The 25,543-nt window shown below is 72.9% G+C and carries 25 protein-coding genes; 8 read left to right on the forward strand and 17 right to left on the reverse strand.

Features of this window, described 5'->3' with window-relative positions:
- Positions 1 to 25 precede the first annotated feature (25 nt).
- Positions 26 to 2,929, reverse strand: a complete 2,904-nt coding sequence (locus DAI17_RS02270) for an ATP-binding protein (protein ID WP_107771263.1) — start codon at positions 2,927 to 2,929, stop codon at positions 26 to 28.
- 172 nt (positions 2,930 to 3,101) lie between these two features.
- On the opposite strand from DAI17_RS02270, the gene DAI17_RS02275 reads away from it, so the two are divergent.
- From DAI17_RS02275 to DAI17_RS02285, 3 genes are read left to right on the forward strand one after another with little or no spacing between them, the layout of a single operon-like run.
- Positions 3,102 to 4,814, forward strand: coding sequence for a CapA family protein (locus DAI17_RS02275; protein ID WP_159081306.1), 1,713 nt, complete (start codon positions 3,102 to 3,104; stop codon positions 4,812 to 4,814).
- A 9-nt stretch (positions 4,815 to 4,823) separates the two neighbouring features.
- Positions 4,824 to 5,471 (forward strand): DUF1707 SHOCT-like domain-containing protein, encoded by a 648-nt coding sequence (locus DAI17_RS02280; RefSeq protein ID WP_107771265.1) that lies wholly within the window; start codon positions 4,824 to 4,826, stop codon positions 5,469 to 5,471.
- 57 nt (positions 5,472 to 5,528) lie between these two features.
- Positions 5,529 to 7,151, forward strand: a complete 1,623-nt coding sequence (locus DAI17_RS02285; RefSeq protein ID WP_107771266.1) for a glycoside hydrolase family 13 protein — start codon at positions 5,529 to 5,531, stop codon at positions 7,149 to 7,151.
- 96 nt (positions 7,152 to 7,247) lie between these two features.
- Here DAI17_RS02285 and DAI17_RS02290 read toward each other — a convergent pair whose 3' ends face one another.
- The 5 genes from DAI17_RS02290 to DAI17_RS02310 all read right to left on the reverse strand — a co-directional run bounded on the left by DAI17_RS02290 (position 7,248) and on the right by DAI17_RS02310 (position 12,647).
- The gene (locus tag DAI17_RS02290; protein ID WP_107771267.1) at positions 7,248 to 8,510 is read right to left on the reverse strand and encodes an ABC transporter ATP-binding protein; all 1,263 of its coding nucleotides are present in this window, start codon (positions 8,508 to 8,510) and stop codon (positions 7,248 to 7,250) included.
- A 6-nt stretch (positions 8,511 to 8,516) separates the two neighbouring features.
- Positions 8,517 to 9,347, reverse strand: a complete 831-nt coding sequence (locus DAI17_RS02295; RefSeq protein WP_107771268.1) for a carbohydrate ABC transporter permease — start codon at positions 9,345 to 9,347, stop codon at positions 8,517 to 8,519.
- Positions 9,347 to 10,294, reverse strand: coding sequence for a carbohydrate ABC transporter permease (locus tag DAI17_RS02300; protein ID WP_107771269.1), 948 nt, complete (start codon positions 10,292 to 10,294; stop codon positions 9,347 to 9,349). Before DAI17_RS02300 ends, DAI17_RS02295 begins: the two co-directional genes overlap by 1 nt.
- Positions 10,291 to 11,529 carry a sugar ABC transporter substrate-binding protein gene (locus DAI17_RS02305; protein WP_159081307.1) on the reverse strand — a complete coding sequence of 413 codons (1,239 nt, stop codon included), beginning with the start codon at positions 11,527 to 11,529 and terminating at the stop codon, positions 10,291 to 10,293. The genes DAI17_RS02300 and DAI17_RS02305 overlap by 4 nt, the downstream gene beginning before the upstream one ends.
- A 158-nt stretch (positions 11,530 to 11,687) precedes the next feature.
- On the reverse strand, positions 11,688 to 12,647 hold the full coding sequence (locus DAI17_RS02310; protein ID WP_107771271.1) for an alpha/beta fold hydrolase: 960 nt from the start codon (positions 12,645 to 12,647) through the stop codon (positions 11,688 to 11,690).
- Positions 12,648 to 12,759: 112 nt separating this feature from the next.
- Here DAI17_RS02310 and DAI17_RS02315 point away from each other — a divergent pair, with 112 nt between their 5' ends.
- A complete protein-coding gene (locus DAI17_RS02315) occupies positions 12,760 to 13,587 on the forward strand; it encodes an alpha/beta fold hydrolase (RefSeq protein WP_159081308.1) in 828 nt (275 codons plus the stop codon).
- Here the strand turns inward: DAI17_RS02315 and glpX are convergent.
- From glpX to DAI17_RS02345, 6 genes are read right to left on the reverse strand one after another with little or no spacing between them, the layout of a single operon-like run.
- Positions 13,552 to 14,565 carry a class II fructose-bisphosphatase gene (gene glpX, locus DAI17_RS02320; RefSeq protein ID WP_107771272.1) on the reverse strand — a complete coding sequence of 338 codons (1,014 nt, stop codon included), beginning with the start codon at positions 14,563 to 14,565 and terminating at the stop codon, positions 13,552 to 13,554. The genes DAI17_RS02315 and glpX overlap by 36 nt on opposite strands.
- Positions 14,566 to 14,574: 9 nt before the next feature.
- Positions 14,575 to 15,555 (reverse strand): sulfate/molybdate ABC transporter ATP-binding protein, encoded by a 981-nt coding sequence (locus tag DAI17_RS02325; protein ID WP_107771273.1) that lies wholly within the window; start codon positions 15,553 to 15,555, stop codon positions 14,575 to 14,577.
- Entirely contained in the window at positions 15,552 to 16,346 is a 795-nt protein-coding gene (locus DAI17_RS02330) for an ABC transporter permease (RefSeq protein WP_234412095.1), read from the reverse strand. Before DAI17_RS02330 ends, DAI17_RS02325 begins: the two co-directional genes overlap by 4 nt.
- Positions 16,343 to 17,125, reverse strand: a complete 783-nt coding sequence (gene modA / locus DAI17_RS02335) for a molybdate ABC transporter substrate-binding protein (RefSeq protein WP_107771275.1) — start codon at positions 17,123 to 17,125, stop codon at positions 16,343 to 16,345. The genes DAI17_RS02330 and modA overlap by 4 nt, the downstream gene beginning before the upstream one ends.
- 32 nt (positions 17,126 to 17,157) lie before the next feature.
- Positions 17,158 to 17,937 (reverse strand): molybdate ABC transporter substrate-binding protein, encoded by a 780-nt coding sequence (locus DAI17_RS02340; RefSeq protein WP_107771276.1) that lies wholly within the window; start codon positions 17,935 to 17,937, stop codon positions 17,158 to 17,160.
- Positions 17,934 to 18,335, reverse strand: a complete 402-nt coding sequence (locus DAI17_RS02345) for a TOBE domain-containing protein (protein WP_107771277.1) — start codon at positions 18,333 to 18,335, stop codon at positions 17,934 to 17,936. Before DAI17_RS02345 ends, DAI17_RS02340 begins: the two co-directional genes overlap by 4 nt.
- Before the next feature lie 88 nt (positions 18,336 to 18,423).
- Between DAI17_RS02345 and DAI17_RS02350 the strand changes: the two genes are divergently transcribed.
- A complete protein-coding gene (locus DAI17_RS02350; protein ID WP_159081309.1) occupies positions 18,424 to 18,996 on the forward strand; it encodes a DUF4245 domain-containing protein in 573 nt (190 codons plus the stop codon).
- Positions 18,997 to 19,015: 19 nt separating this feature from the next.
- Here the strand turns inward: DAI17_RS02350 and DAI17_RS02355 are convergent, their stop codons facing one another.
- Positions 19,016 to 19,234, reverse strand: coding sequence for an exodeoxyribonuclease VII small subunit (locus DAI17_RS02355; protein ID WP_107771279.1), 219 nt, complete (start codon positions 19,232 to 19,234; stop codon positions 19,016 to 19,018).
- Positions 19,227 to 20,495, reverse strand: coding sequence for an exodeoxyribonuclease VII large subunit (xseA, locus tag DAI17_RS02360; protein ID WP_234412097.1), 1,269 nt, complete (start codon positions 20,493 to 20,495; stop codon positions 19,227 to 19,229). Before xseA ends, DAI17_RS02355 begins: the two co-directional genes overlap by 8 nt.
- Before the next feature lie 64 nt (positions 20,496 to 20,559).
- Here xseA and DAI17_RS02365 point away from each other — a divergent pair, with 64 nt between their 5' ends.
- On the forward strand, positions 20,560 to 21,558 hold the full coding sequence (locus tag DAI17_RS02365; protein ID WP_107771280.1) for a 4-hydroxy-3-methylbut-2-enyl diphosphate reductase: 999 nt from the start codon (positions 20,560 to 20,562) through the stop codon (positions 21,556 to 21,558).
- A 4-nt stretch (positions 21,559 to 21,562) separates the two neighbouring features.
- Complete coding sequence (locus tag DAI17_RS02370; RefSeq protein WP_107771281.1) at positions 21,563 to 22,186, forward strand: L-threonylcarbamoyladenylate synthase; 624 nt, start codon at positions 21,563 to 21,565, stop codon at positions 22,184 to 22,186.
- A gap of 27 nt (positions 22,187 to 22,213) precedes the next feature.
- On the opposite strand, the gene DAI17_RS02375 is transcribed toward DAI17_RS02370, so the two are convergent.
- From DAI17_RS02375 to DAI17_RS21175, 3 genes are read right to left on the reverse strand one after another with little or no spacing between them, the layout of a single operon-like run.
- Entirely contained in the window at positions 22,214 to 24,076 is a 1,863-nt protein-coding gene (locus tag DAI17_RS02375) for a penicillin-binding transpeptidase domain-containing protein (RefSeq protein ID WP_107771728.1), read from the reverse strand.
- A 37-nt stretch (positions 24,077 to 24,113) separates the two neighbouring features.
- Positions 24,114 to 24,542 (reverse strand): DUF6542 domain-containing protein, encoded by a 429-nt coding sequence (locus tag DAI17_RS02380; RefSeq protein ID WP_107771282.1) that lies wholly within the window; start codon positions 24,540 to 24,542, stop codon positions 24,114 to 24,116.
- A 51-nt stretch (positions 24,543 to 24,593) separates the two neighbouring features.
- Positions 24,594 to 24,770, reverse strand: a complete 177-nt coding sequence (locus DAI17_RS21175) for a hypothetical protein (protein ID WP_199904896.1) — start codon at positions 24,768 to 24,770, stop codon at positions 24,594 to 24,596.
- An 80-nt stretch (positions 24,771 to 24,850) separates the two neighbouring features.
- On the opposite strand from DAI17_RS21175, the gene DAI17_RS02385 reads away from it, so the two are divergent.
- Positions 24,851 to 25,543, forward strand: coding sequence for a hypothetical protein (locus DAI17_RS02385; RefSeq protein WP_107771283.1), 693 nt, complete (start codon positions 24,851 to 24,853; stop codon positions 25,541 to 25,543).

Here is a 25,543-nt window from a genome sequence, read left to right on the forward strand (position 1 = left end):
GGGCAGCGGTCCCCTGGCCGGGCGGTCAGTCGTCACCCGACGTGGCGGCGCTGATCGCCCGGAGCAGGGGGACGTGCTCGGTGGCATCGGTCGCAGCGTGCCGCAGCAGCCGGGTGGCGAGCGCCGCCCGGCCGTCGCGCTGCGCGCCCTGGGCTGCGCGCCACCGGCAGTACGCCGACTCGTGCGGACGCTCGAGCCGGTCCCACTCCATGGCGGCCCGGGTCCAGTGCTCCACCGTGTCGCGACCGGACGCCCGCGCCACCTCTGCCTCCCACTGCGCGGTGCAGGCCGGTCGGACGACCGGAACGGGTCCCGGTCCGAGGGGGTCGACGCGGGCGTCCTGGCGCAGGGCCCTGAGCCGCGACGCGTCGTCCGGACCCGACGAGGAGTCGTGCCCCGAGCCGGCGTCGCGGCGGTCGGCCACGGCGCGCGCTAGCATCACCAGGACCGGGCCCGCGATCACGACCGTGTCCGTGGGCAGGGACCGGCAGACCAGCTCGTCGAGCAGCTCGACGGCCAGGTCGGCGCGGCCGGCCCACAGCAGTGCCTCACCGGTGGGCAGCGCGAGCGTCAGCTCCGCGAAGAGGTCCCGCTGGTAGGGCCTCCCCAGCAGCTCGAGGGCCTGGTCGGGCAGCCCGGCCGCGATGTCGATGCGGGCGGCCACCCAGCGCAGCGGCCACAGGGAGTAGTCGTCGGCGGTGCGCTCGTCGCCGACGAGCAGCGAGCCCGCCACCGACGGCCTGCCCGCGTTGAGCCAGGCCTCCGCCACGTTGGACCGCACCATGTTGGTGATGGTGGAGCGCAGGTCGAGCTCGTCGATCTGCCGCAGTGCGGAGCGGGCCACGGCATCGGCCTCGGCGGCCGGCCGTCCGTGGTGGAGCAGCACGTCGGTGTGCATCATCGCCACGAAGGCCTCGCGGTCCGGGGTCGACGCCTCGCGCAGCACGGCCCGGGCGCGGTCGAAGGACCGGTTGGCCGCGGCCAGGTCGCCGCCGAAGCCGAGGTGCCAGGCCCGCGTCGCGAAGAGCCGGACCAGGACGTCGGGGTCGGTGGCCCGGTCGCTCAGCGACACGGCCTCCTCGAGCACCCCGAGCGCCGCCTGGCTGTGCCCCGACTTGGACATCAGGCTGGCGCGCAGCCGCAGGCACCGGATCCGCGTGTCCGGGGACATGCCCTCGCCGTAGGCGGCCTCCGCGTCGTCGAGGATCTCCAGGGCCCGCTCCGGCCCGTGCTGGCCCCAGGTGATGCCCGCCGCGCGGATCGCCAGCTCCATCCGGTCGTCACGGTCCATCGAGAGACCCGGTCCGAGGGCGGCGACGGCCAGGGCGAGGCCGCGCGGCTCCTGACCGGCCCCGTCGAGGGCGTTGACGGCAGCGAGGTGGGCGGCGGCTCGCCGCACCGGCGTCGCCCGGGCCTCGGAGCCCGTCGGCCAGATCTCGAGGGCGCGGAGCCAGTGGTCCGCCTCCTCCTTCGACGCCGTGCGCTCGTGGGCCTCCTGGGCGGCCCGGATCCGCCACACGAACTCCTGCTCCGGCTCGTCGGCGGCCCGGAAGTGCGCGGCGACCTCGGCGGGGGAGACGTCCTCGCGTGCGGCGACGCGGCGGGCGAGCCGGCCGTGCACGGTGACGGCCTCGCCCGGGACGAGGCGACGGCGGACCCTCTCGGCGATCAGCGGGTGGGCCAGCGAGACGTCGTGCTCCCCGAGCTCCAGCAGGTGACGGCGGTCCAGCGCCCGCAGGGCCTCGGTGACCGTGTCGTCGTCGAGACCGGTGGTCGGCGCGACCAGCTCGGCCGGCAGGGGGCGGTCGGCCACCCCCAGGAGCCGGGTCACCGCCCACTCGGCGCCCTCCAGGTCGCCGAGCCGCGCGTCGAGCAGGTCGGTGAGCAGCGGCGGGAGCCGCGTGTCGTCGTCCGGCCCCGCGAGCTGGGCGGTGAAGAGAGGGTGTCCGAGCGTGCGGCGGTAGACGGCGTCGACCCGCTCGGGGGACGCGTCCTTGCCGAGCAGGGCCAGCTGGTCGGCGGTGCCGGCGCGGTCGAGCGGGCCGACCTCGACGACCTGCCGCGCCACCTGGCGGCGGACGCGGGTCCACCACGTCGTGTGGTCCTCCGACGTCTCGGCGTCGTGCTGCCGCCACGTCCCCACGATGGCGACCCGCGGGTCGCGCGTCGCCAGCTGCTCGACGAGGTCGAGGGTGGTCGTGTCGGTCCAGTGCAGGTCGTCCAGGACGAGGCCGAGGCGCTGCGACCCCGCCAGGGCATCGAGGACGGCCCGCACCGCAGCGAGCACGCGCTGACGGGCGTAGTCGTCGGTGGCCGGGTCGGACCGCGGCTTCTCGAGCTCGGGGAGGAGGGCGTCGAGGCTGCTGGCGACGTACGGCGGGCAGGCGTCGAGCGCTGCCGCGAACGGCCGGCCGCCGTCCACCCCGAGCAGGGTCCGCAACAGGTCGATGAAGGGCATCAGCGGCGTCTGGCGCGACAGGGGGAGACAGCGGGTCGAGACCACCAGCGACCGTGCCGCGTCGGCGGCCGCCTCCGCCAGCGTGGTCTTGCCGATGCCCGCCTCGCCGGTGACGAGCAGGAGCCCGGTGCCCTGCTCGAGATGACGGCGTACGGCGGTCAGCTCGGCCCTGCGCCCAGCGATGCGCGGGGCGGTCGGGACGCCCTCGCCCGCAGGCGTCGTGGCCTCGAGCCAGAGGTCCTGGAAGGCGCGCGTGTCGCCGCCGAGGGCCTCGACCAGGAGCTCGAGGGTTCCCCAGCCCGGCACCTTCGCCGAGGACAAGGCGTGGGAGACGGTGGTGTGCGAGACGCCCGTCTCGCGGGCCAGGGTGCGCAGCGACGGCCAGCCCGCACGGTGGTGGAGCTCGTGGAGCGCGTCGACGAGGTCGCGGTGGGCGCCGGGCGGCAGGTCCGGACGGGGAAGTGCGCTCATCCCGTCTCCGATCGCCGAGGACCCGAGACCCGTCCTCAGGATCGACCGCTCCCGCCGACGCTGTCCACTGCGTTTCGCTGACTGGTCGCCGGCGGTCCGCCCCGCACGGTGACCACCCCCGAGGCACAATCGGCTCACCGGGGGACGGACGGGAGCGGACGTGGCGGGACGGTTGGCCAGCAGGGCAGGGACCGCGGCGCTCGGCCTCGCCGTCTGGCTGGCCCTGGCTGCGTGCACGGTCGGCCCCGAGCGTCCCGGGGACCCGGCCGCCGCCGAGCCGGGGATCCCTGCGAGCACGACCGGCGGGGCCGGTCCCGACGAGCCCTCCGGCGAGGTCACGCTCGCGTTCGCGGGGGACGTGCACTTCGAGGAGCACCTCACCCGCCTGCTCGAGGACCCCCGCGGTGCCCTGGGCCCGATGGCCGGGGTCCTGCGCGAGGCCGACCTGGCGATGCTCAACCTCGAGAGCGCCATCACCGAGCGGGGTCGTCGTGACCCCAAGGAGCTCGAGGACGCCGACAACCGCTACCACTTCCGCACCTCGCCGCGGGCGCTCGAGGTGCTGGCCGACGCTGGCGTCGACGTCGTCAGCGTCGCCAACAACCACGTCGGTGACTACGGCCGGGTGGGACTGGCCGACACCCTGAGGGCGGGCCGGGACGCGGACGTCGCGCTGATCGGCATCGGCCGCGACGAGCCCGAGGCGCTCACCCCCCACCGGGTCACCGAGAACGGGGTCGACCTCGCCTTCCTGGCCGCCGACTCCGTCTTCCGCGAGGGCAGCAGCGACGTGTGGGCAGCGGGCCCGGACAGCGCCGGGGTGGCCGCGGCGCGCCGCGCGCGCCCCGCGGCGCTGCTGAGGGCGGTGCGCTCGGCCGCCGAGGTCGACGACGTCGTGGTCGTCTACCTCCACTGGGGCCGTGAGCGCCAGTCGTGCCCGACCCAGAAGCAACGCCTGCTCGGTCGCCAGCTGGCCGAGGCCGGCGCCGACGTCGTGGTCGGCAGCCACTCCCACGTGCTGGGTGGCGCCGGCTGGTCGGGCGACACCTATGTCGGCTACGGGTTGGGCAACTTCGTCTGGTACCACGACCGTCAGCCCGACACGGGGGTCCTGTCGCTCCGGGTGGACCGGGACGGCGTGGTCGACGCGGCCTGGGAGCCGGCGCTGATCGCCGCCGGCGGGCGCCCGCGCCCCTTGGCCGGATCGGCCCGGGGCGCCGCGGTCGACCAGTGGGTCGACCTCCAGCGGTGCACCGGGCTGGCGGAGGAGCGGGGCGGGGAACAGGCCGCCGACCCGGCGTACGCCTCCTCGGTCCGGCGCATCGGACCGGCGCTCGCCGAGCGGATGCGCACCAGCCACCGGCCCGGGTGCCCGGTCCCGCTGCGCGACCTGCGCTACCTCCGCATGACCCACCGGGACTACGACGGTCGTGCACGGACCGGCGAGATGGTCGTCCACCGGCGGTACGCACGCGACGTCACGCGCGCCTTCGGCCGCCTGTACGACGTGGGGTTCCCGATCCGGCGCATGCGTCTCGTCGACGACTACGACGGCGACGACGACCGGTCGATGGCGGCCAACAACACCTCGGGCTTCAACTGCCGTCGGGTCGCCGGGCAGGCCGGCTGGTCGGACCACGCCTACGGCGCCGCGATCGACGTCAACCCGATCCAGAACCCCTACGTGCGGCCGGGATCGGTCGTCCCTCCGTCGGGACGCGGGTTCGCGCGGATCGACCGGTCGACCGGCGCCCTCGTCCCGGCGGGCGTGATCCGGGTGGCGGACCCGGTGGTGGAGGCTTTCGCGCGGATCGGCTGGGACTGGGGCGGCTACTGGGTGTCGTCCAAGGACTACCAGCACCTCGCCGCGCGCGACGCTCGCTAGGCTCGGGCCATGGGCGAGCTGGAGGGGACGAACGTCCCGGGGGACCCGAGCCGGATGCGCATCTCGGACGCCGACAGGCACCGGGTGGCCGAGGTGCTGCGGGAGGCAGCGGGGGAGGGGCGCCTCGACCTCGACGAGCTCGACGAGCGCCTCGAGCTGACCTGGGGCGCCAAGACGTACGCCGACCTGGTCCCGATCACGGCCGACCTGCACGCCGTCCACCCCACCCCGCCGCCGGTCCCGTCCGTGCCGCGCGCGGGCGGCGTCCCCGCCGTGGGCCACGCGTCCTCGACGGCGATCATGGGCGACTGCAAGCGGCGCGGGGCCTGGCACGTCCCGCCCCACCACGCGGCGTTCTCGCTGATGGGCAGCATCACCCTCGACCTGCGCCAGGCGGTGCTGTCCGCCCGGGAGACGACGATCAACGCCAGCGCGATCATGGGCGACGTCAAGATCCTCATCCCGGCCCACATGCACGCCGTCGTCGACGGCACGCCCATCATGGGCGACTACGGCCAGGGCAAGGACAAGGTGGCGGCCGAGGTCGGCCCGGACTCGCCGGTGATCCGGGTCAGGGGCGTGGCGTTGATGGGCTCGGTGCAGGTGGTGCGACTGCCGCCGCCCGGCACGCCGCGCAAGATGCTCGGCCACTACTGACGAGGCCCGGCCGGTCGTCCTCGCCCGGACCGCGGCAACCCTGAGAGGGTGGGCGCCATGACGAACACCCCCGAGGACACGTGGTGGCGCGAAGCCGTCGTCTACCAGTGCTACATCCGCTCCTTCAAGGACGGCGACGCCGACGGTGTCGGTGACATCGCCGGTCTGCAGAGCAGGATCCCCTACCTGGTCGACCTCGGCGTCGACGCGGTGTGGATCAACCCGTGGTACCCGTCGCCCCAGCACGATGCCGGCTACGACGTGGCCGACTACCGCGACATCGAGCCGACCTACGGCACCCTCGCCGAGGCGGACGCGCTGCTCGCGGACCTGAGGGCGGTGTGCCTCAAGGTGTTCCTCGACGTGGTGCCCAACCACACGTCCTCCGACCACCCCTGGTTCCAGCAGGCCCTGGCGGGCGACGAGCGCGCCCGGGCGCGCTACATCTTCCGCCCCGGCAAGGGGGACGGCTCGGAGCCGCCCAACGACTGGCAGTCCAACTTCGGGGGTCCGGCCTGGACGCGGCTGGCGACCGGCGACTGGTACCTGCACCTCTTCGCGCCCGAGCAGCCCGACCTCGACTGGACCAACCCCGAGGTGCGCGAGGAGTTCGAGGACGTCCTGCGCTTCTGGTTCGACCGGGGCGTCGACGGCTTCCGGATCGACGTGGCGCACGGGCTCGCCAAGACGCCCGGCCTCCCGGACGCGGGACCGCAGGGCGTGGTGTCCCACAACGACCCGCACCCGGCGTGGGACCACGACGACGTCCACGAGATCTACCGGGGCTGGCGCAAGGTGGCCGACTCCTACGACCCTCCGCGCATCTTCGTCGCCGAGGCATGGGTGCCCGAGACCGCCCGCCTCGCGCAGTACCTCCGGCCCGACGAGCTGCACACCGCGTTCCAGTTCGACTTCATGCGGGCGCCGTTCCGGTCCGGGATCATGCGCGAGATCATCGAGGACTCCCTCCGGCTGTCCGACGAGCTCGAGGCGCCCTCCACGTGGGTGCTGTCCAACCACGACGTGGTCCGCCAGGTCACCCGGTTCAGCAGGACGCAGTCCACGCGGATGGAGGAGGCCGTGTGGGACCGCCAGCGGTTCGCCACCGAGCCCGGCGACCTCGAGCTCGGCGTACGACGGGCGCGGGCCGCGATCCTCGCCGTCCTGGCGCTGCCCGGCACGGCCTACCTCTACCAGGGCGAGGAGCTGGGGCTCGCCGAGTACGAGGACCTGCCGGACGACCGGCGGCAGGACCCGATCTTCGAGCAGACGCGCGGCGCCGACCCCGGGCGCGACGGGTGCCGGGTCCCGCTGCCGTGGAGCGGGTCCGTGCCCCCGTACGGATTCGGTGACGGTGCCGCCGCGGAGACCTGGCTGCCGCAGCCCGACGACTGGGGGCCGCTCACCGCCGCCGCGCAGACCGGTGACCCCGCGTCGACGCTGGAGCTCTACCGGACCGCCCTGCGCCTGCGCCGCGAGCGGCTCCTGGGCGTCGACGACTTCGCCTGGGTCGACGCGCCCGACGACGTGCTCGCCTTCCGACGTGGCGGGGTGGAGTGCTGGGTCAACACGGGCACGGAGGCCGTGCGGCTGCCCGGGAACGACCTCCTCGTGGCCTCGGACCCCGGGGTGGCCGCCCTGCTGCCTCCCGACACGGGCGCCTGGATCGTCCGCCACTGACACGACGAGCCTGGATCGTCCGCCACTGACGCGGACATGACGAGGCCCGCACCGTGAGGTTCGGTGCGGGCCTCGTCGTCGTACGGGCGGTAGCGGTCAGACCTCCTCGGAGGAGTGGATCTCCTCACCCTCGTCGGCCATCTTCTCGGCCTGCTTCTTGGCGTTCGGGTCCTCGCGCTCGGGGATCCGGCCGGCGCGCGACTCGTCGACGGTGAGGTTCTCCCCGGTTGACGGGTCGAAGAGGTGGATCTTGGTGGCGTCCACCCAGATCTCGGCCTCGTCGCCCTCCGCGATGCGGCTCGCTCCGTCGAGCGAGACGACGAGCTGGGTGCGCATCTGGTCGCCGTCGAGCTCGTGCTCGAGGTCGCTGAGCTGCTTCTGCACCTCCGGCGGCGCCTCGAAGGGGATGTAGGCGTAGGCCTCGTTGCCCAGCCACTCCACGACGTCGACGTTGGCGCGGAAGGTGTGGCCCGCACGCTTGTCCTCGTCGACGACCGTCGCGTCGTTGAAGTGCTCGGGCCGGATGCCGGCGATCAGCAGGCCCTTGCCCTGGGCGCGCTCGGCCTTGTCCCGGGGGATCTCCACCGTGCCGAACGGCATCTTGACCGTGGTGCCGTCGACCTCCGCGGGCACGAAGTTCATCGGCGGGGAGCCGATGAAGCCGGCCACGAAGAGGTTGCCGGGGTTGGTGTAGAGCTCGCGCGGGGTGGCGAGCTGCTGGAGCACGCCCCGCTTGAGCACCGCGACCCGGTCGCCCAGCGTCATCGCCTCGGTCTGGTCGTGGGTGACGTAGACCGTGGTGATCCCCAGCCGCTTCTGCAGCCGGGAGATCTCGGTGCGCATCTGGCCACGCAGCTTGGCGTCGAGGTTGGAGAGCGGCTCGTCGAAGAGGAACGCGTCCGCGTCGCGGACGATCGCGCGACCCATCGCCACGCGCTGCCGCTGGCCGCCAGACAGGTTGCCGGGCTTGCGGTCGAGGTGCTCGTCGAGCTCGAGCGTCTTGGACGCGTTGCGGACCTTCTTGTCCACCTCGTCGTCGGACGCGCCCGCCAGCCGCAGCGGGAACGCGATGTTCTCGTAGACGCTCAGGTGCGGGTAGAGCGCGTAGTTCTGGAACACCATCGCCAGGTTGCGGTCACGCGGGGCAAGGTCGTTGACCCGCTTGTCGCCGATCATCATGTCGCCCGAGGTGATGTCCTCGAGTCCCACGATCATCCGCAGCAGGGTGGACTTGCCGCAGCCCGACGGGCCGACGAGGATCATGAACTCGCCGTCCTGGATGTCGATGCTGACGTCGTTGACGGCGGGGAACCCGTCGCCGTACTTCTTGACGATGTTCTTGATGTCGATGGCAGCCATGTGAGATCAACCCTTCACTGCGCCGGAGGTGAGACCGGCGACGATCTTGCGCTGGAACAGCAGGACGATGACGATCACGGGGATCGTGACGATGACGGACGCCGTGGCCAGCTGGCTGTACGGCGGGTTGAACGGGTCGGGCCCGACGAAGAACGACATCTGGGCCGGCACGGTCCGTGACGCGGTCGTCGACGTCAGGGAGATGGCGAGCACGAACTCGTTCCAGGCGAAGAAGAACGTCAGGATCGCGGCGGTGAAGACACCGGGTGCCGCGAGCGGGACGATCACCTTGCGGAAGGCCTGCCACGAGGTGGCGCCGTCGACCTGGGCCGCCTGCTCCATCTCCCACGGGATCTCGCGGAAGAAGGCCGAGAGGGTCCAGATCGCCAGCGGCAACGTGAAGGTCATGTAGGGGATGATCAGGCCCGGCCAGGTGTCGAAGAGGCCGAACGTGCGCCACATGTCGAACAGCGGGCCCACCAGCGAGACGACGGGGAACATCGCGATCGCCAGGGCCATCGAGAGCACGAGCCGCTTGCCCTTGAACTCCAGCCGGGCGATGGCGTACGCCGCCAGCGTGGCGAAGATGACCGACAGCAGGGTCGCGATGAGCGAGATGCCGAAGCTGTTGAGCAGCGCCCGGGTGAAGTCCCCGTTGTCGAGGATGGCCGAGTAGTTCTCGCCCGTCGGGTCCTTGGGCAGGAACTGCGGGCTGCCCGTCGAGGTCTCCTCGACGGACTTGAAGGACAGCGAGACGATCCACGCCACGGGCAGCAGGCACCAGACGAGGATCAGCACGAAGCCGATCCAGGTGCCGATTCCGGTCTTCTTCTTCATCAGCCCTCACCCCTCGCCTGCGCCAGGTCGACGCGGAACAGCTTGACGATCCCGAATGCCAGGATCAGCACCGAGAGGAACAGCAGCACCGACAGGGCCGAGCCCATGCCGAGCTGCATCTGCTCGATCACCTGGCGATAGGTCAGGAACGAGATCGACTCGGTGTCCTGCGCGCCCTTGGTCATGATGTAGATCTGGTCGAAGATGCGGTAGGCGTCGAGGGCCCGGAAGAGCACCGCGACCATGATCGCCGCCCGCATGTTGGGGAGGATCACCTTCCACAGCCGCTGCCACCAGGAGGCACCGTCGACCTCGGCCGCCTCCAGCATGTCCTCGGAGACCTGCGAGAGGCCGGCGAGGAGCAGCAGTGCCATGAACGGCGTGGTCTTCCAGATCTCGGAGACCATGATCGCGAACATCGCCGGCCAGTGGTCGCCGAACCAGTTGAAGTTGTCCTCGAAGAACGGCAGCCAGGAGTTGACGAAGCCGTTGTTGAGCGAGAACGCGAACTGCCAGGCGAAGGCCGAGACCACGGTGATGATGCCGTAGGGGATCAGGATCGAGGTCCGCATCAGTCCCCGGGCGATCATGATCTTGTGCATCACCATCGCGAAGGCGAAGCCGATGACGAGCTCGACGCCGACGGTGATCACCATGATCAGCACGGTGTTCCAGGTGTCCCGCCAGAACAACGAGTCGGTGAGGACCGTCCCGTAGTTGCCGAGCCCCACGAACTCCCGGTCGTCGGGAGTGGTGAGGCGGTAGCGGAAGAGCGAGAGGTAGAGGGCCTGGGCCATCGGCCACGCCGTGACCAGGACCATCATGATGACCGCGGGGGCGACGAGCTTCTGCCCGAGCCGGTTCTCGGCGACCGAGCGGTCGCTGTCCTTGGCCTTGGTGGCGCGACCGGTGTCCCGCTCTGAGTCGGGTGCGACGGCGGTGCTCATAGCAGCGAATCTCCGTTCAGGATCTCCTCGATGAAGTTCGCGGACTGCTCAGGAGTCTCCTGGTCGACCGCCGACGGCGGGTGCCAGGTGCTCTGGATGGCACTGGACATGTCGCTCCAGTACGGCGACACCGTGCGGGGTGCGGCGGTCTCCAGGGACTCTTGGAACAGCGCGACGAGCTCGGGCGGGAACAGCTCCTTCAGCGCAGGCTGGTCGTAGCCGGCTTCGCTGGACGGCATGTTCTGTGTCAGCTCGGCGTTGAGCCCCTGGTTCTCGGGGCTGGTCAGGCACTCCAGCGCCTCGATCGCCTCCTCCTCGTTGTCGGAGGACGAGCTCACGCCGATCCCGATCCCGCCGTACGGCGGTCGCGACTCCTCGCCCTCGACGGTCTGGGGGTAGCGGGCGAAGCCGATGTCGTCGCCGAGCCGGTCGTCGCCGTAGTTGCCCCAGATGTAGGTCCAGTTGACGAGGAACGAACCCTGGTCCCCGCCGAAGGTGGTGCCGGAGGTGCCCTCGTTGGACACCGAGAGGTCGGCGGGTGCCGCCTCGGACGCGGTCAGCTCCTCGATGACCCGGGCGGCCTCCTGCCCGGCCTCGGACGCGATGTCGATCTCGGCGTCGGCGCCCCGATCGGTCTCGGACGCGATCTGGCCCCCCGCCCCCGAGATCAGGGCGTTGATCCACACGGAGTAGCCCTCGTACTTGTTGGCCTGGACGCCGATCTTTCCGCCGTTCTCGCTGGCGGCCTGGATGATCTGGTCCCAGGTGACCGGCTGGTCCATGTCGATCCCGGCCTTCTCCACGAAGGACTTGCGGTACCAGAGCACCTGCGTGTTGGACCAGAAGGGCGCCACGACCAGCTCGTCCTCCCACGTCGCTGCCTCGGCCGCGCTGTCGAAGGCCTGCTCCCGGAAGGCGTCCTGCATGTCCTGCGGGATCTCGGCGAGGTAGCCGGCGTTGGCGAACTCCGCCGTGAACGGCGGGTCGAGGCTCATCAGGTCGATCGATGGGTCGTCGGCGGCGATCCGGCGGGCGAGCTGGATGCGCTGCTGGCTGGAGTCCTGCGGCAGGACCTGCGTGGAGATCGTGTAGGCGTCGGTGCTGCACGCCTCGGCGACGGCGTCCTGGCCGCCGGCGTCGGGGTTGATGTACCAGGTGAGCTCGGGCGCGCCGCCGTCGTCGCCCGAGCAGGCGGCCAGTGATGCGGTGCAGACGATCGCCGCAGCGACGGCCACGGCCTTCCGTGGTGCTCGACGCCTCGCACGGCGTCGTGAGGGACGGTGCATGCGTTCCTCCCCTGTCTGTGGTGTACGTCACGTCTAGTCCTTGCGGAGTCATTTGGCAAGGCGACCACACCGCCGAGGAGGCGGAATCCCTTACGTGGTAGGGGAGTTCAGCGCGTGCGGTCCGCACGGTCGGCCGTGCGCCGGATGGCGTCGACGAAGGTGTCGAAGAGCTGCTCGGGCATGTCGTGCCCCATCCCGTCGATCAGCAGCAGCTCGGTTCCTGGCACGGCCGCTGCGGTGGCCCGGCCTCCGGAGACGTGCACCATCTTGTCGGCCAGCCCGTGGATCACGGTGGCGGGGATGCCGAGCGAGCGCAGCCGCACCGTCCGGTTGGGCTGCGTGACGACGGCGAGCATCTGGCGCATCACGCCAGACGCGTCGAAGCCGCGGTCGAAGGTCTCCTCGGCGCGCCGACGGCGCACCTCGGCGTCGGACGGGTAGCCCGGGGACCCGATCACCTTCCACATGGCGGCGCTGGATTGCACGTAGGCCTCCCGGCCGGGCCGGCGCGGGGCGACGAGCATGGGCAGCAGCGACGGGCTCTGCCAGCCCACGGTGCGTCGGCCGGTCGTGGACATGATGCTCGTCAGCGACAGCACCCGCGAGGGCGCGGCGACCGCCATGGTCTGCGCGATCATGCCGCCCATCGAGACGCCGGCGACGTGGGCCGACTCGATGCCGAGGTGGTCCAGCAGGCCGAGGCCGTCGGCGGCCATGTCGTCGAGCGAGTACGGCGCCCGCGCGCGCCCGGTGGCGAACGCGCGGAGGAGCTGCGAGCGGCGCACCCGTGCCCGGACCTTGGTGGACCGGCCGGTGTCCCGGTTGTCGTAGCGGACGACGAAGAAGCCGGCGCGGGCCAGGCGCTCGCACAGGTCGGCGTCCCACCACGTCATCGGACCGCCCAGTCCCATGACGAGCAGCAGCGGCTCGTCGTCGGGCGAGCCGAAGGTCTGGTAGCAGAGCTCGATGCCGGGACTGACCGGCGCGAAGAGCTCGTCGGAGACGACGACGTCACCCGGTGTCCGGTCGGGCCGCGGTTCGGGCCGGGGGGTTCGTGCAGTGGACATGTGTCCAGTGAACCGCAGTCGGGGCGACGGGTGGTGGACCCCTCCACCCCCACGTGGGCGAATCGGCCGCCAGGTCCCCGCTTTCCGGACGCTTCGGCGCTACCGTCACTGTGTGACGCTCACCACGTTGGCCGACTTCCTGCGGCCGGAGGGCTTCGACCGCCCCCTGGCGCGGGCGGTCCTGGGCGAGGGGCGCGTGGTCGGCGAGGCAGGACGCTACGCGCTGGCGGCGGTCGGGCAGCGGAGTCGTCGGCCCCCGCCGTACTCGGTGCGAGCGGTCGCCCGCGTGGACGACCCGGTGCTGCTCGTGCCCGGGTTCATGGCCGGGGACGGCAGCCTGGGCCTGATGCGACGCGCCCTGGTGCAGCAGGGGTTCCGCGCCTACCGGTCGCAGATCCACGCCAACGTGGGGTGCACGCTCGACGCGGCGGCCCAGCTCGAGCTGCGCCTGGAGTCCATCGCCCAGCGGCGCGGGTCGCGGGTGCGGGTGGTCGGCCACAGCCTGGGCGGCATGCTGGCGCGCGGCGTGGCCGCCCGGCGTCCCGACCTGGTCTCGGGACTGGTGACCCTGGGCAGCCCGGTGCTCGCGCCCGGCGCACACCACGTGAGCCTCTCGGTGAGCGTCGCGGTCCTCGTGCGGCTGAGCCGTGCAGGCGTCTCGGGACTGATGTCGGAGGACTGCGTCGCCGGCGCGTGCGCGCGGCAGAGCTTCGACGAGGGGCGCGCCGCCCTTCCCGAGGGCATCGACTTCACCGCGATCTACAGCAGGCGCGACGGCATCGTCGACTGGCGGGCCTGCCTGGACCCCGCCGCGCAGCCGGTCGAGGTGCGAGCCTCGCACCTGGGGATGGCGATGGATCCCCGGGTCATCGCCGAGGTCGTGCGCGGCCTGCGGCCGGGCGCGTCAGTTGTCGAAGTCGATCGCGGAGAAATCGCGTAGCTTCGAGAGCTTGTGCTCGGAGGTGATCCGCCGGATCGTGCCGCTGCGCGACCGCATCACCAGCGAGTCCGTGGTCGCCCCGTCCGCGCGGTAGCGGACACCGCGCATCAGCTCGCCGTCGGTGATGCCGGTGGCGACGAAGAAGCAGTCGTCGCCGGTGACCAGCTGGTCCGTGCTGAGCACGAAGTCGGGGTCGAGGTCGTGGCCCGCGTCCAGCGCCTTCTGCCGCTCGTCGTCGTCCTGGGGCCACAGACGGCCCTGGATGACGCCGCCGAGGCTCTTCATCGCGCAGGCCGCGATGATCCCCTCGGGGGTGCCGCCGATGCCCATCAGCAGGTCGATGCCGGTGTCGGGCCGGGCGGCCATGATGGCGCCGGCGACGTCGCCGTCCTCGATGAACTTGATGCGCGCGCCGGTCTCCCGGATCTCCTCCACGAGCTTCGCGTGCCGGGGGCGGTCGAGCAGCACGACGGTGACGTCGTGGGGAGAGCTGTTCTTGGCCTTCGCCACCCGGTGGATGTTCTCGGCGACGGGCACGCGGATGTCGACGACGTCGGCCGCCTCCGGACCGGTGACGAGCTTCTCCATGTAGAAGACGGCGGACGGGTCGTACATCGTCCCGCGCGGGGCCACCGCGAGCACTGCGATGGCGTTGTTCATCCCCTTGGCGGTCAGCGTCGTGCCGTCGATGGGGTCGACCGCCACGTCGCACTCGGGGCCGGTGCCGTCGCCGACCTCCTCGCCGTTGTAGAGCATCGGGGCGTTGTCCTTCTCGCCCTCGCCGATCACCACGGTGCCGCGCATGCCGATGGTCGAGATCATCACGCGCATCGCGTTGACGGCCACGCCGTCGGCGTCGTTCTTGTCGCCCCGGCCGACCCAGCGGCCCGCGGCCATCGCGGCCGCCTCGGTGACCCGCACCAGCTCCAGGGCGAGGTTGCGGTCGGGCTTCGGCACGGCGGTCTCGCTCGGGGTCATGGGCGCATGCTAGCGGCCTTCGGGGACGGCGCCGTACCTCCTCACGGCGGTCGCCTTGACCGACAGCCACACCTCCCGCCCCGGCGCGATCCCCAGCTCCGCGACCGCCTGCGGGGTGACGTCGGCGAGCAGCGGCGGCCGGGTGTCGACCAGCAGTCGTACGGCGTCCCCGTGCTGCTGCGCGCTGGCCACCGGTCCCGACCAGGTCAGCCGGGCGGAACCCTCGGGACGCCGCAGGCTGACCGTGACGTCGCGGGGGCGGAAGGAGGTGAACCCCTCCTGGTCGCGCAGGACGTTGAGACCGACCAGTCGCGCCACGTGGTCGGTGCGGGGGTGGGCGGCCACGTCGTCGGGGGTCCCCTCCTGGGCGACGCGGCCCTCGTCGAGGACCACCACCTCGTCGGCGAGCGTGAGGGCGTCGATCGCGTCGTGGGTGACGAGCAGCGTGACGCCGTCGTAGTCGCGCAGGTGCCGGGCCAGCTCGAGCCGCAGCGCCATCGCGACCCCGACGTCGAGGCCCGCCATCGGCTCGTCGAGGAGCAGCAGGCGAGGCTCGGTGGCCAGCGCCCGGGCGATCGCCACCCGCTGGGCCTGGCCGCCGGAGAGCTGACGGGGCCGTCGACCGGCCAGCTCGGGCAGCCCCATCCTCCCCAGCCAGTGGTCCGCCCGCTCCCGTGCCACCCGGCGGGGGACCCCGCGGGACCGCGGACCGAAGGCGACGTTCTCGCGCGCCGTCAGGTGCGGGAAGAGGGCGCGGTCCTGGAAGACGAGTCCCACCTCGCGCTCGCGGGCCGACAGCGGGAGCAGGTCGACCCCGTCGAGGTGCGCCCGGCCCTGCGCCGGCACGAGGCCGGCGAGCGCGTGCACGAGGCTGCTCTTGCCCGCGCCGTTGGGGCCGATGAGGGCGACCACCCGGCCGGGCCGCGCCGAGAAGGCCGCCCGCACGCGCCCGGGCACCTCGAGGTCGACCTCGAGCCCCCCTGCGCTCACGGCGTGCCCAGCCAACGGTCGCGGAGGAGCAGGAGCACGGCGATCGAGAGCGCGAGCATGATCAGGCTCAGTGCCTGCGCGGCGTCCTGGTCGCTCTGCCGCGCCACGTAGATGAGGGTGGGCATCGTCTGCGTGGTGCCCGGGTAGTTGCCGTTGAAGGTGATGGTGGCGCCGAACTCGCCCAGTGACCGGGACCAGCCGAGCACCATGCCCGCCAGGATCCCGGGCATCGCCAGCGGCACGGTGACCCTGCGGAAGGTGGTCCACCGGGTGGCTCCCAGGGTGGCGGACGCGGCGTCGTACACCGGGTCGGCGGAACGCAGGGCTCCCTCGATCGCGATGACCACGAAGGGCAGCGACACGAAGACGTGGGCCAGCACGACGCCCCACGTCGTGAAGGGGAACGCGAAGCCGGTCAGCTCCAGGAGCGGCTCGCCGATCACCCCGGTGCGCCCGAAGGCGCTGCGCAGCGCGATGCCGGCGACCACGGGCGGCAGCACCAACGGGACCGTCACCAGCGCCCGCAGCAGGCCTCGACCACGAAAGGCCACCCGCGCGAGCAGCCACGCGACGGGCAGCCCGAGCACCAGGCACACGAGCATGGCCGCGGTCGAGGTCACCACGCTGAGGCGGAGCGCGTCCAGCACCGGCTCGGAGGTGAGCTGCTCCGGCAGCGTCGCCCAGTCCGTCGCCGCGACCATCGCGACCAGCGGGACGACGAGCAGCAGCACGGCGACGGCGGCCGGCACCATCAGCGCCGCGGGCGGCCGCCCCAAGGGGTCGCGCGTCACGAGGGGGCGTCCGGCATGGTGAAGCCCGCCTGTTCGAGGACGCGGCGACCCTCGTCGGAGAGGAGGAGGTCGACCCAGGCCCTGGCGAGGTCCCCGTCGACGCTCTGCTCGAGCGTCGCGACGGCGTACGTCGTCTCGACCTCCGCCGCCTCGGGGACCTCCACGGTCGCCACCGCGTCGCCGGCGGCGACCGCGTCGCTGGCGTAGACCAGACCGGCGTCGACCTCCCCGGACGTCACCTTGTCGAGGGTCGCCCGGACGTCCTCCTCCAGGCTGGCCGGCTCCGCGGTCACGCCGGCCGCGTCGAGGACCTCGACGGCGACCCGGCCGCAGGGGACCTCGTCCGCGCAGCGCACCCAGCTCGTGCCCTCGAGGTCGTCGAGGCTCTCGATGCCGAGCGGGTTGCCGGGCGCGGTCACCACGACCAGCACGTTGGTCGCGAACTCGCTCACCTCGCGCGTGACCCCGGCCTCCTCGGCCAGGCCCATCGACGTCGTGTCGGCCGTCGCCAGCACGTCCCCGGGAGCACCGTCCCCGGCCTGCTCGGCCAGGTCGGTGCTGCTGCCGAGGCTGAGCGTGACCTCGGCGTCCTGCTCGGCCTCGAACCGCTCGCCCAGCTCGGTGAACACGTCGGTGAGGGACGCGGCCGCGAGGACGGTCAGCTCACCGGTGTCGGAGTCGTCACCGGCGGAGCCGGCGCCCGAGCCACCGCCGCAGGCGCTGGCCGCGACGACCAGGGCCGGCACCAGGCAGGCAAGCGCACGTCGTCGAACGGTCATGCGCAGAGTGTGTCGCACGTGCGGCAAGATTGTCAGTCTTCTGGCTGCAGATGCGGATTCTCGGCCGGTGCGAACCCGTGGTCGGCCAGGATCTCCTGGCCGGTCTCGCCGACCACGAAATCGATGAACTCCTGGCCCTCGTCGGGGTCCGGCCCGCCGTCGAGGAGGGAGATCGACGGGTAGGACACCCGGTCGCCCGCCCACGGCAGCTCGATCACCTCGACCGCGTCCCCGGCCGCGTCGGCCTCGGAGGCGAGGACGAGGCCGGCGTCGACCTCTCCCTCGACGACCTCGGCGGTGGTGGCCGCGGACTCGGAACCCTCGACAGGGCGGACCTCGATGCCGGCGGAGAGCAGTGCGAAGTGGGCGAGTCGGCCGCAGGCCTCGTTGATGTGGCACACGGCCACCTCCTGGCCCGCGAGGTCGTCGACGTCCTCGATCTCGGCGGGGTTGCCCCGGGGCACGGCGATCACCAGGTGGTCCTCCGCGAGGACGAGGGGTTCGCCGGCGAGGAGGCCGTTGACCTGGACGAGGCCGTAGGGATCCCCCGCGGCCAGCACGTCGGGCATCGTCGCGGAGTCCATCAGGGTCAGGACGTGCCCACCGGCGGAGTCGACGGTGAGCTCCACGGCGACGTCGTGCTCCTCCTCGAAGGCCTCGCCGAGGTCGGCGAAGGCGTGGCGCAGCGAGGCGTCGACGTACACCTCGATCGTCTTCTCCGGCCCGGTGCAGGAGCGCACGACCACGGCGACCACGAGGAGCACGACGAGCAGCCCGGCGACGCCGAGGACCGCCCTGGGCGGTCGCCTCACGGGACCTCCACCACGACGTTGGTCGACTTGACCGAGGCGACGGCGCGCACCCCGGGCTCGAGGCCGAGCTCCTCCGCAGCGTCGGTGCTCATGAGGGACACCATCCGGTGCGACCCGCACACCATCTCGACCTGGGCCATCACGTGGTCCTTCTTGACCCTCGTCACGATCCCGCCCAGCCGGTTGCGAGCGCTGACCGAGCTGGCCCGGCTGAGCTCGCGGTCGGGCTCGTCGAGCAGCGACTCCGCCAGCGCCGCGAGGTCGGTGCCGCGGATCGTGGCCGGGGTGCGGCCGTCGCCCGGCAGGGCGGGGAGGCGACCGGCGTCGACCCACCGGCGCACGGTGTCGACGCTGACGCCCAGCACGTCGGCGGCCTCGGCGAGGCGGTAGGTCGTCATGCCGCGATTGTGTCCCATCGCCCCGGACGCCCCGACCGGCGCACCCTCCGGTTCCGTTCCGCTGGGGTGGGTGCGGGAGGATCGGGGCGTGAGCGAGCCCGGCGTCAGCACCCCTGCCCCCGAACCCAGCGGTCGGCCGTCGCGCCACCAGCGCTCGATGGCCGGGATGATCGGGGCGATGCTGATCACGCTGGTGGTGATCGGGGGCTTCGTCCTGCTGCGCGGCTCGCTGCGCGAGCAGACCGAGGTCGAGGTCCCGCCGGTCGACTACCAGGACGCGGTCGCCGCGGCGGCGGACTCCGGGCTCGAGCTGGCGCACCCCCGCGAGCTGCCCGCGGGGTGGCGGGCCACGAGCGTCGACCTGAGCCGCGACGAGACGCCGGCGTGGACGATGGGGATGCTCACCGACGAGGGCCGCTTCGTCGGCATCCGCCAGGAGGTGGAGTCGGCCGACGACATGGCGGCCGTCGCGATCGACGAGGACGCGGTCGAGGGTGACGAGGTCACCCTGGACAGCGAGCTCGCCAGCACCTGGACCACCTGGACCGACGACGGCGGCGACACCGGCTACTCCGCCGAGGTCGGGGACGAGACGGTGCTGGTCTACGGGTCGGCGCCGGCCGAGGACATCGAGGAGATCGTCGGTCTCCTGCGACGCTAGGTCCGCCGGCGGCGGCCGGTCAGGAGCCGTCGCCCTCGATGACCGCGTCGAGGCGCTCCCGCGCGCCGTCGAGCCACGCCTGGCACACCTGCGCGAGGCGCTCGCCGCGCTCCCAGAGGGCGAGCGACTCCTCGAGGGTGGTGCCGCCGGCCTCCAGCGTGCGGACGACCTCGACGAGCTCCTCGCGGGCGGCCTCGTAGGTCGGGGTGTCCTGGTCGGGGGTCGGGGAGTCACTCATCGTCGGTTCCTTCGGTGCGGGAGTGGTCGTTGCTGGTGTCGGCATCCACGCCGGTCGTCCGCGCCAGCACGCGCCCGTCGGCCACCCGGACGCTCACGTCCGTGCCGGCGGCGATCCCGGCGACCGAGGTGACGACGTGCCCGTCGGCGTCCTGGAGCACGGCGTAGCCGCGCTGGAGGATGGCCAGCGGCGAGAGGGCACGGGCCCGGGCGCGTTGGTGGCCGATGTCGTCGGCCGCCCGGTCGAGCCGGTGGCCGAGGGTGCGCCGGGCCCGCTCGAGGAGCTGGCCGAGCTCGTCGCTGCGGGCGGCGAGCAGGGTGCGGGGGTCGGCCATCACCGGTCGCGAGCGCAGCTGGTCGAGGCGCTCCTGCTCGCGGTCGACGATGCGGGTCACCACCGAGCGGACCCGGTCGCGAGCCCAGGTCACCCCGGCGAGCTCCTCGGCCATGTCGGGCACGAGGAGCTTGGCGGCGTCGGTGGGGGTCGAGGCCCGCACGTCGGCGGCGAGGTCGAGCAGGGGCGAGTCCTGCTCGTGGCCGATGGCGGAGACCACCGGGGTGCGGGCGCGGTGGACGGCCCGGAGGAGGGCCTCGTCGGAGAAGGGCAGCAGGTCCTCGACCGAGCCGCCGCCGCGGGCCACGACGATCACGTCGACGCCCGGGTCGGCGTCGAGCTTCTCCAGCGCCTCGATGACCTCGCTGGCCGACCGCGGACCCTGCATCGCGGCGTACGCGACGGTGAACTCCACCGCCGCCCACCGCCGCCGGGCGTTGTCGAGGACGTCGCGCTCCGCGGCGCTGCCCGGCGCGGTGACCAGGCCGACCCGGGCGGGCAGGAACGGCAGGTCGCGCTTGAGCTCGGGCGCGAAGAGCCCCTCGGCGGCCAGCAGCTGGCGGCGCCGCTCGATGCGGGCCAGCAGCTCGCCGAGCCCGACCATCCGGATGTCGCGGGCGTAGAGCGAGAAGCTGCCGCGGTTGGCGTAGAAGGACGGGCGCGCGTGCACGACGACGCTGGCGCCCTCGACGAGCGGGGGGTTGAGGGAGTCGAAGAGGGTGCGCTGGCAGGTGAGCGTCATCGAGATGTCGGCGATGGGGTCGCGCAGCGTCATGAACACGGTGCCGACGCCCGGACGGCGGTTGACCTGGGCGATCTGACCCTCCACCCACACGGCCCCCAACCGGTCGATCCACTGGCTGACCGCATTGGCCACCGCACGCACCGGTGCCGGTGACTCGAGGGTGGCGTCGCGCAGGGTGGGCACGCAGCGACCCTAGGGGACGGCGCCGACAGTGCGACCTGCACGTGCGGCTCCTAGACTCGCTCCCATGAGCACCGACCTCGGCCTGCCCCCGGTCCTCGACCCCGAGACCGCCAAGAACGTCCTGCTGGCCGCGCCGCGCGGCTACTGCGCCGGCGTCGACCGGGCGGTCATCACGGTCGAGAAGGCGCTGGACCTGTACGGCGCCCCGGTCTACGTCCGCAAGCAGATCGTGCACAACAAGCACGTCGTCTCCGACCTCGAGTCCCGGGGTGCGGTCTTCGTCGAGGAGCTCGACGAGGTCCCCGCCGGCCAGACGGTCGTGTTCTCCGCCCACGGCGTCTCCCCGGCGGTCCACGCCGAGGCGCAGGAGCGCGGGCTCAAGACCATCGACGCCACCTGCCCGCTGGTGACCAAGGTGCACCACGAGGCCAAGCGGTTCGCCGGCGACGACTACGACATCCTCCTCATCGGCCACGCCGGGCACGAGGAGGTCGAGGGCACCGCCGGCGAGGCCCCCGACCACATCCAGCTGGTGGAGTCGCCCGCCGACGTCGCCCACATCGAGGTGCGCGACCCGGCCAAGGTCGCCTGGCTCTCGCAGACCACGCTGTCGGTCGACGAGACCCTCGAGACCGTCGCCGCGATCCGCGAGAAGTTCCCGCTGCTGCTCGACCCGCCGAGCGACGACATCTGCTACGCCACCCAGAACCGCCAGCTCGCGGTGAAGGAGATCGCCAAGGACGCCGACCTCGTGATCGTGGTCGGCTCGGGCAACTCCTCCAACTCCGTGCGGCTCGTCGAGGTCGCCCTCGAGGCCGGCGCCAAGGCGTCCTACCGCGTCGACGACGCCTCGGAGATCGACGAGGCCTGGCTCGAGGGCGTCAGCACGGTGTCGGTGACCTCGGGCGCCTCGGTGCCCGAGGACCTCGTCGACGGGGTGCTCTCCTTCCTCGCCGAGCGCGGCTACCCCGACGCGAAGGCGGTCCACTCCGCCGAGGAGTCCCTGATCTTCGCCCTGCCGCCGGAGCTGCGCCGCGACCTGCGGGCCGCGCAGAGGGCCTGACGAGATGGCCCGCTTCCTCGACATCCACCCGGACAACCCGCAGCCGCGCCTGGTGTCGCAGGTCGTCGAGGCGTTGCGGGACGACCAGCTGATCGCCTACCCGACCGACTCCGGCTACGCGCTGGGGGCCCGGCTGGGCAACCGCGAGGGGCGCGACCGGATCCTGCGCATCCGCGACCTCGACGAGCGGCACCACTTCACGCTGATGTGCAAGGACTTCTCCCAGCTCGGGCAGTTCGTCCACGTCGACAACAACGCGTTCCGCGCGATCAAGGCCGCCACGCCCGGTCCCTACACCTTCATCCTCCCGGCCACCGGCGAGGTCCCCAAGCGGCTGATGCACCCCAAGAAGCGCACCGTCGGCGTCCGCATCCCCGACCACGTGCTCGTCTGCGCGATCCTCGAGGAGCTGGGGGAGCCGATCCTCACCAGCACCCTGATCCTGCCTGGCGAGGAGGACGCCCGCACGATGGGTTGGGAGATCAAGGAGGACCTCGACCACGTCGTCGACGTCGTGATCGAGTCCGGCGAGGTCACCGCCGAGCCCACCACGGTCATCGACTGGTCCGAGGGCGCCCCCGAGGTCGTGCGCCACGGTGCGGGGGACGCCTCGCGCTTCGAGGCCTGACGAGCCTTCCGCCGCCCCGGCGACGGCTCAGCGCAGGAACTCCTCCAGCAGCGGCCCGGCCGTCTGCGACCCCGACACCCCGGTCTCGACGAAGACCGCGACCGCGAGGTCGCCCTGTGTGGCGATCATCCAGGTGTGGGTGGGCAGGGCGCCCGAGGCGTCCGGCGTGCCGTGCTCCGCGGTGCCGGTCTTGGCGCCGACCTCCCCGGGCAGGGCCGCCAGGAAGCGGCCCGAGCCCTCCGTGACCACCGCGCGCATCAGGCCGCGCAGCTGCTCCGCCTCCTGCGGTGTCAGGGGTGTGGGCTCGGTCGCGGCCGGGACCTCGTGGTCGAGCACGAGGCGCGGGGTCACGGTCGTGCCCGCCCGCACCGACGCGGCGACGGCGGCCATCGCCATCGGCGAGGCGAGCACCTTGCCCTGCCCGATCAGGGCCGCCGCCCCCTCGGTCTCACCCTCGGGCGGCGGCACCTGCCCGAAGTACGCCGGGAAGCCGAGGTCGCGGTCGATCCCGAGGCCGAGCGAGCCCGCCGCGTCCGCCAGTGCCCCGTCGTCGAGGCGGCCCCGCTCGGAGATGAAGGCGGTGTTGCACGAGCCGGCCACGGCCTGGCGCAGGGTGATCCGGCCGATGCCGGACGCCGGGTAGTCGTCGTAGTTCTTGAAGGTCTTGCCGTCCACCACCGTGGTCGCGTCGCAGGAGACCGGCGCCTCGGGAGCCAGGCCGGCACGCAGGAGCGCGAGGGAGGTGACGACCTTGAAGGTCGAGCCCGGTGCGTACTGGCCGAACGTGGCGGCGTTGAGGCCGTCGTTGGCCGGTCCGTTGGCGGCCGCGAGGATCGCGCCGTCGGACGGCCGCAGGGCGACGAGGGCGCTGACGGGTCCGGTGCCGGCGAGGACCTCCTCGGCCTTCTGCTGCAACGTCGGGTCCAGGGTGAGCCGCAGGGGCCGGCCGGGGGTCAGGGCCTGCTCGAACAGGGTGCGGTCGGCCTCGCCACCCGTGGCGCTGACGCGTGTGCCGGGGGCGCCGCGCAGCTGGTCGTCGTACCGCGCCTGCAGCCCGGAGAGCCCCACCACGTCACCGGCGGCGACGGCGCCGTCGGACTGCTCGATCACCTCGGCGGTCGCCTCGCCGACGACACCGAGCAGGGGAGCGGCGAACTCGCGGGTGGGCGCGAGTGGCACCTCGTCGTCGAGTCGCACCGCGCCGGGGATCCCGCCGTACGCCGGGGTCAGCGTGGTGGCGGCCTCCTCGGCGCGCAGCACCAGTGCCTCGACGAACGCCTTCTCGCCGGCGGCCTCGACCCGCGCGACGTAGTCCGCGACGCCCAGGTCGAGCTCGCGGGCGATCGCGCGGGCCGAGGACCTCCACCGGTCCGGCGTGGCCTGCGTCTTGTCCAGGCCGAGGCGCACCACGGGACGGGCGCCGACGATCGTGGCGTCCCCCGCCCCGACCACCTCGCCGCGCTCGGGGGACAGGGTCGTGAGCGCGAGGACCTCGCCCTCGACCAGGTCGGGCGCGACGAGGGCGGGCGTCCACCGCACCTGCCAGGCGTCGTCCACCCGGGTGGCCTCGACGGGCGTCTCGTAGGACCACTCGGCGCCGTCGAATTGCCAGGTCCAGTCCAGGGTCGCGGACGCCGAGTCGTCCTCGGTCGTCACGCCGGTCGCGTCGACCTCGATCGGCTGGTCCTCGGGGACGGCGGCCCAGATGGCGGCGAGCTGGTCGCCGGCGGCCGGGTCGTCGACGGGTACGCCGGACAGGTCGCGCGCGGACAGTCCCGCGGCCAGCTCCTCGAAGGCCGGCCCGGCCGGGTCCCCGCCCTGGCAGGCGGCCAGCGGCAGCAGCAGGAGGCCGGTGGTCAGCCGGGTGACGAGCAGGGTGGGTCGGCGCATGGTCATGATCGTGCCAAGCGGACGGCTGCCGCCCGGCTCAGTCGGTCGTCGGCGAGTCGCGGACGAGCGAGCGGCGACGCAGGGCGAGGGTCCCCAGGCACAGGACGTAGCCGGCGACGAGCGCGGTGCTGTGGTGGGCGAGCCCGGACAGCACGGCCTGCGGGACGCCGTCGCCGGCGTCGGCCACTGTCTCGGGCGCGACCGCCCCGAGGAGCGTGAAGATCGCGACCATGATGAGTGGGGGCAGCACGCCGACGGCGAAGAAGTCGTGTGGCCTCACCACGAGGGCGACCCCGAGGCAGAGGACGACGAAGCACAGGTCGAAGAACAGGCTGAGCTCACCGACGAGCGCGAGGTTGACCACCACGACGCTGAGCGCGACGGCCACGCCGAGGGCCACGGCCTGCGGACCGGGCTCGATGCCGTCGGTCCACACCGAGCGCGGCGGGGCCTTCGTCTGGCTCACGCGGCACACCGTAGGACGGGCGTGCCGTCGGCGGGGGGAGCCGCGCCGGGACTACGTCCCGTCCCCGACGGTTCCCTCGGAGGCAGCGTGCCGGGCATGCAGCCGCTCGCGGACCTCGTCGGGGGAGTAGGCGCGACGTTCGCGCTCCTGGCGGGCCACCGCGGCGCCGGTCACCGCGACCCCCACGACCCCGGCCAGCCCCAGCCACTTCCACCACGCGTGCGCCATGGCAGCAGGCTAGTGCCCCCGCGGAGTCCCGACTGTCGCACTCGGTCCGTGCACGCGCCCGGTGGGCCAGACTGTCCGCCATGTCCGAACACCCCACCGCCGCACACCTCACGCTCGACGCGGCCGCCGACCTGACCCGGACGGGGGACCTGTGGCTCTTCCGTGGACGCACGGTGGCCGACCGGGCGATCCAGACCCTCACCAACTCGCCCGTCAACCACGTCGGGATGGCGGTGGTCATCGACGACCTGCCGCCGCTGCTGTGGCACGCCGAGCTCGGGAAGTCCCTCCCCGACGTCTGGACCGGCGGTCACCACCGCGGCGTGCAGCTGCACGACCTGCGAGCCGCCGTCGGGCAGTGGCAGCACAGGTACGGCCAGCAGGCCTGGCTCCGCCAGGTCAGCCCGGAGGTGGGTCGGCCCGAGGAGGACGCCCTGCTCCGCGCGATCGCCCGCCTCGACGGCGTGTCGTTCCCCACCACGACCAGACTGGCCGCCCGCTGGCTGCGGGGACGGGACGCCTACGTCGCCCGCCGCAAGCGAGGTCGCCCCGTGCGCCCCGAGGCGGCGTTCTGCGCCGAGGTGGTCGCGCTCACGATGCAGGAGATGGGCCTGGTCGCCGACGACCGCAAGGCGCAGTGGTTCGACCCGGGCACGTTCTGGAGCGGGGCGTACCTGCCCCTGCGCGACCCGTGGCGGTACGGCGTGGAGGTCAAGGTCGGCGACGTGCCCGAGGACCACCCGACGCCGAGCAGCCGGCACCGCTGGCGCTGA

This window comes from Nocardioides sediminis, assembly GCF_003047295.1.
Lineage (GTDB): Bacteria > Actinomycetota > Actinomycetes > Propionibacteriales > Nocardioidaceae > Nocardioides > Nocardioides sediminis.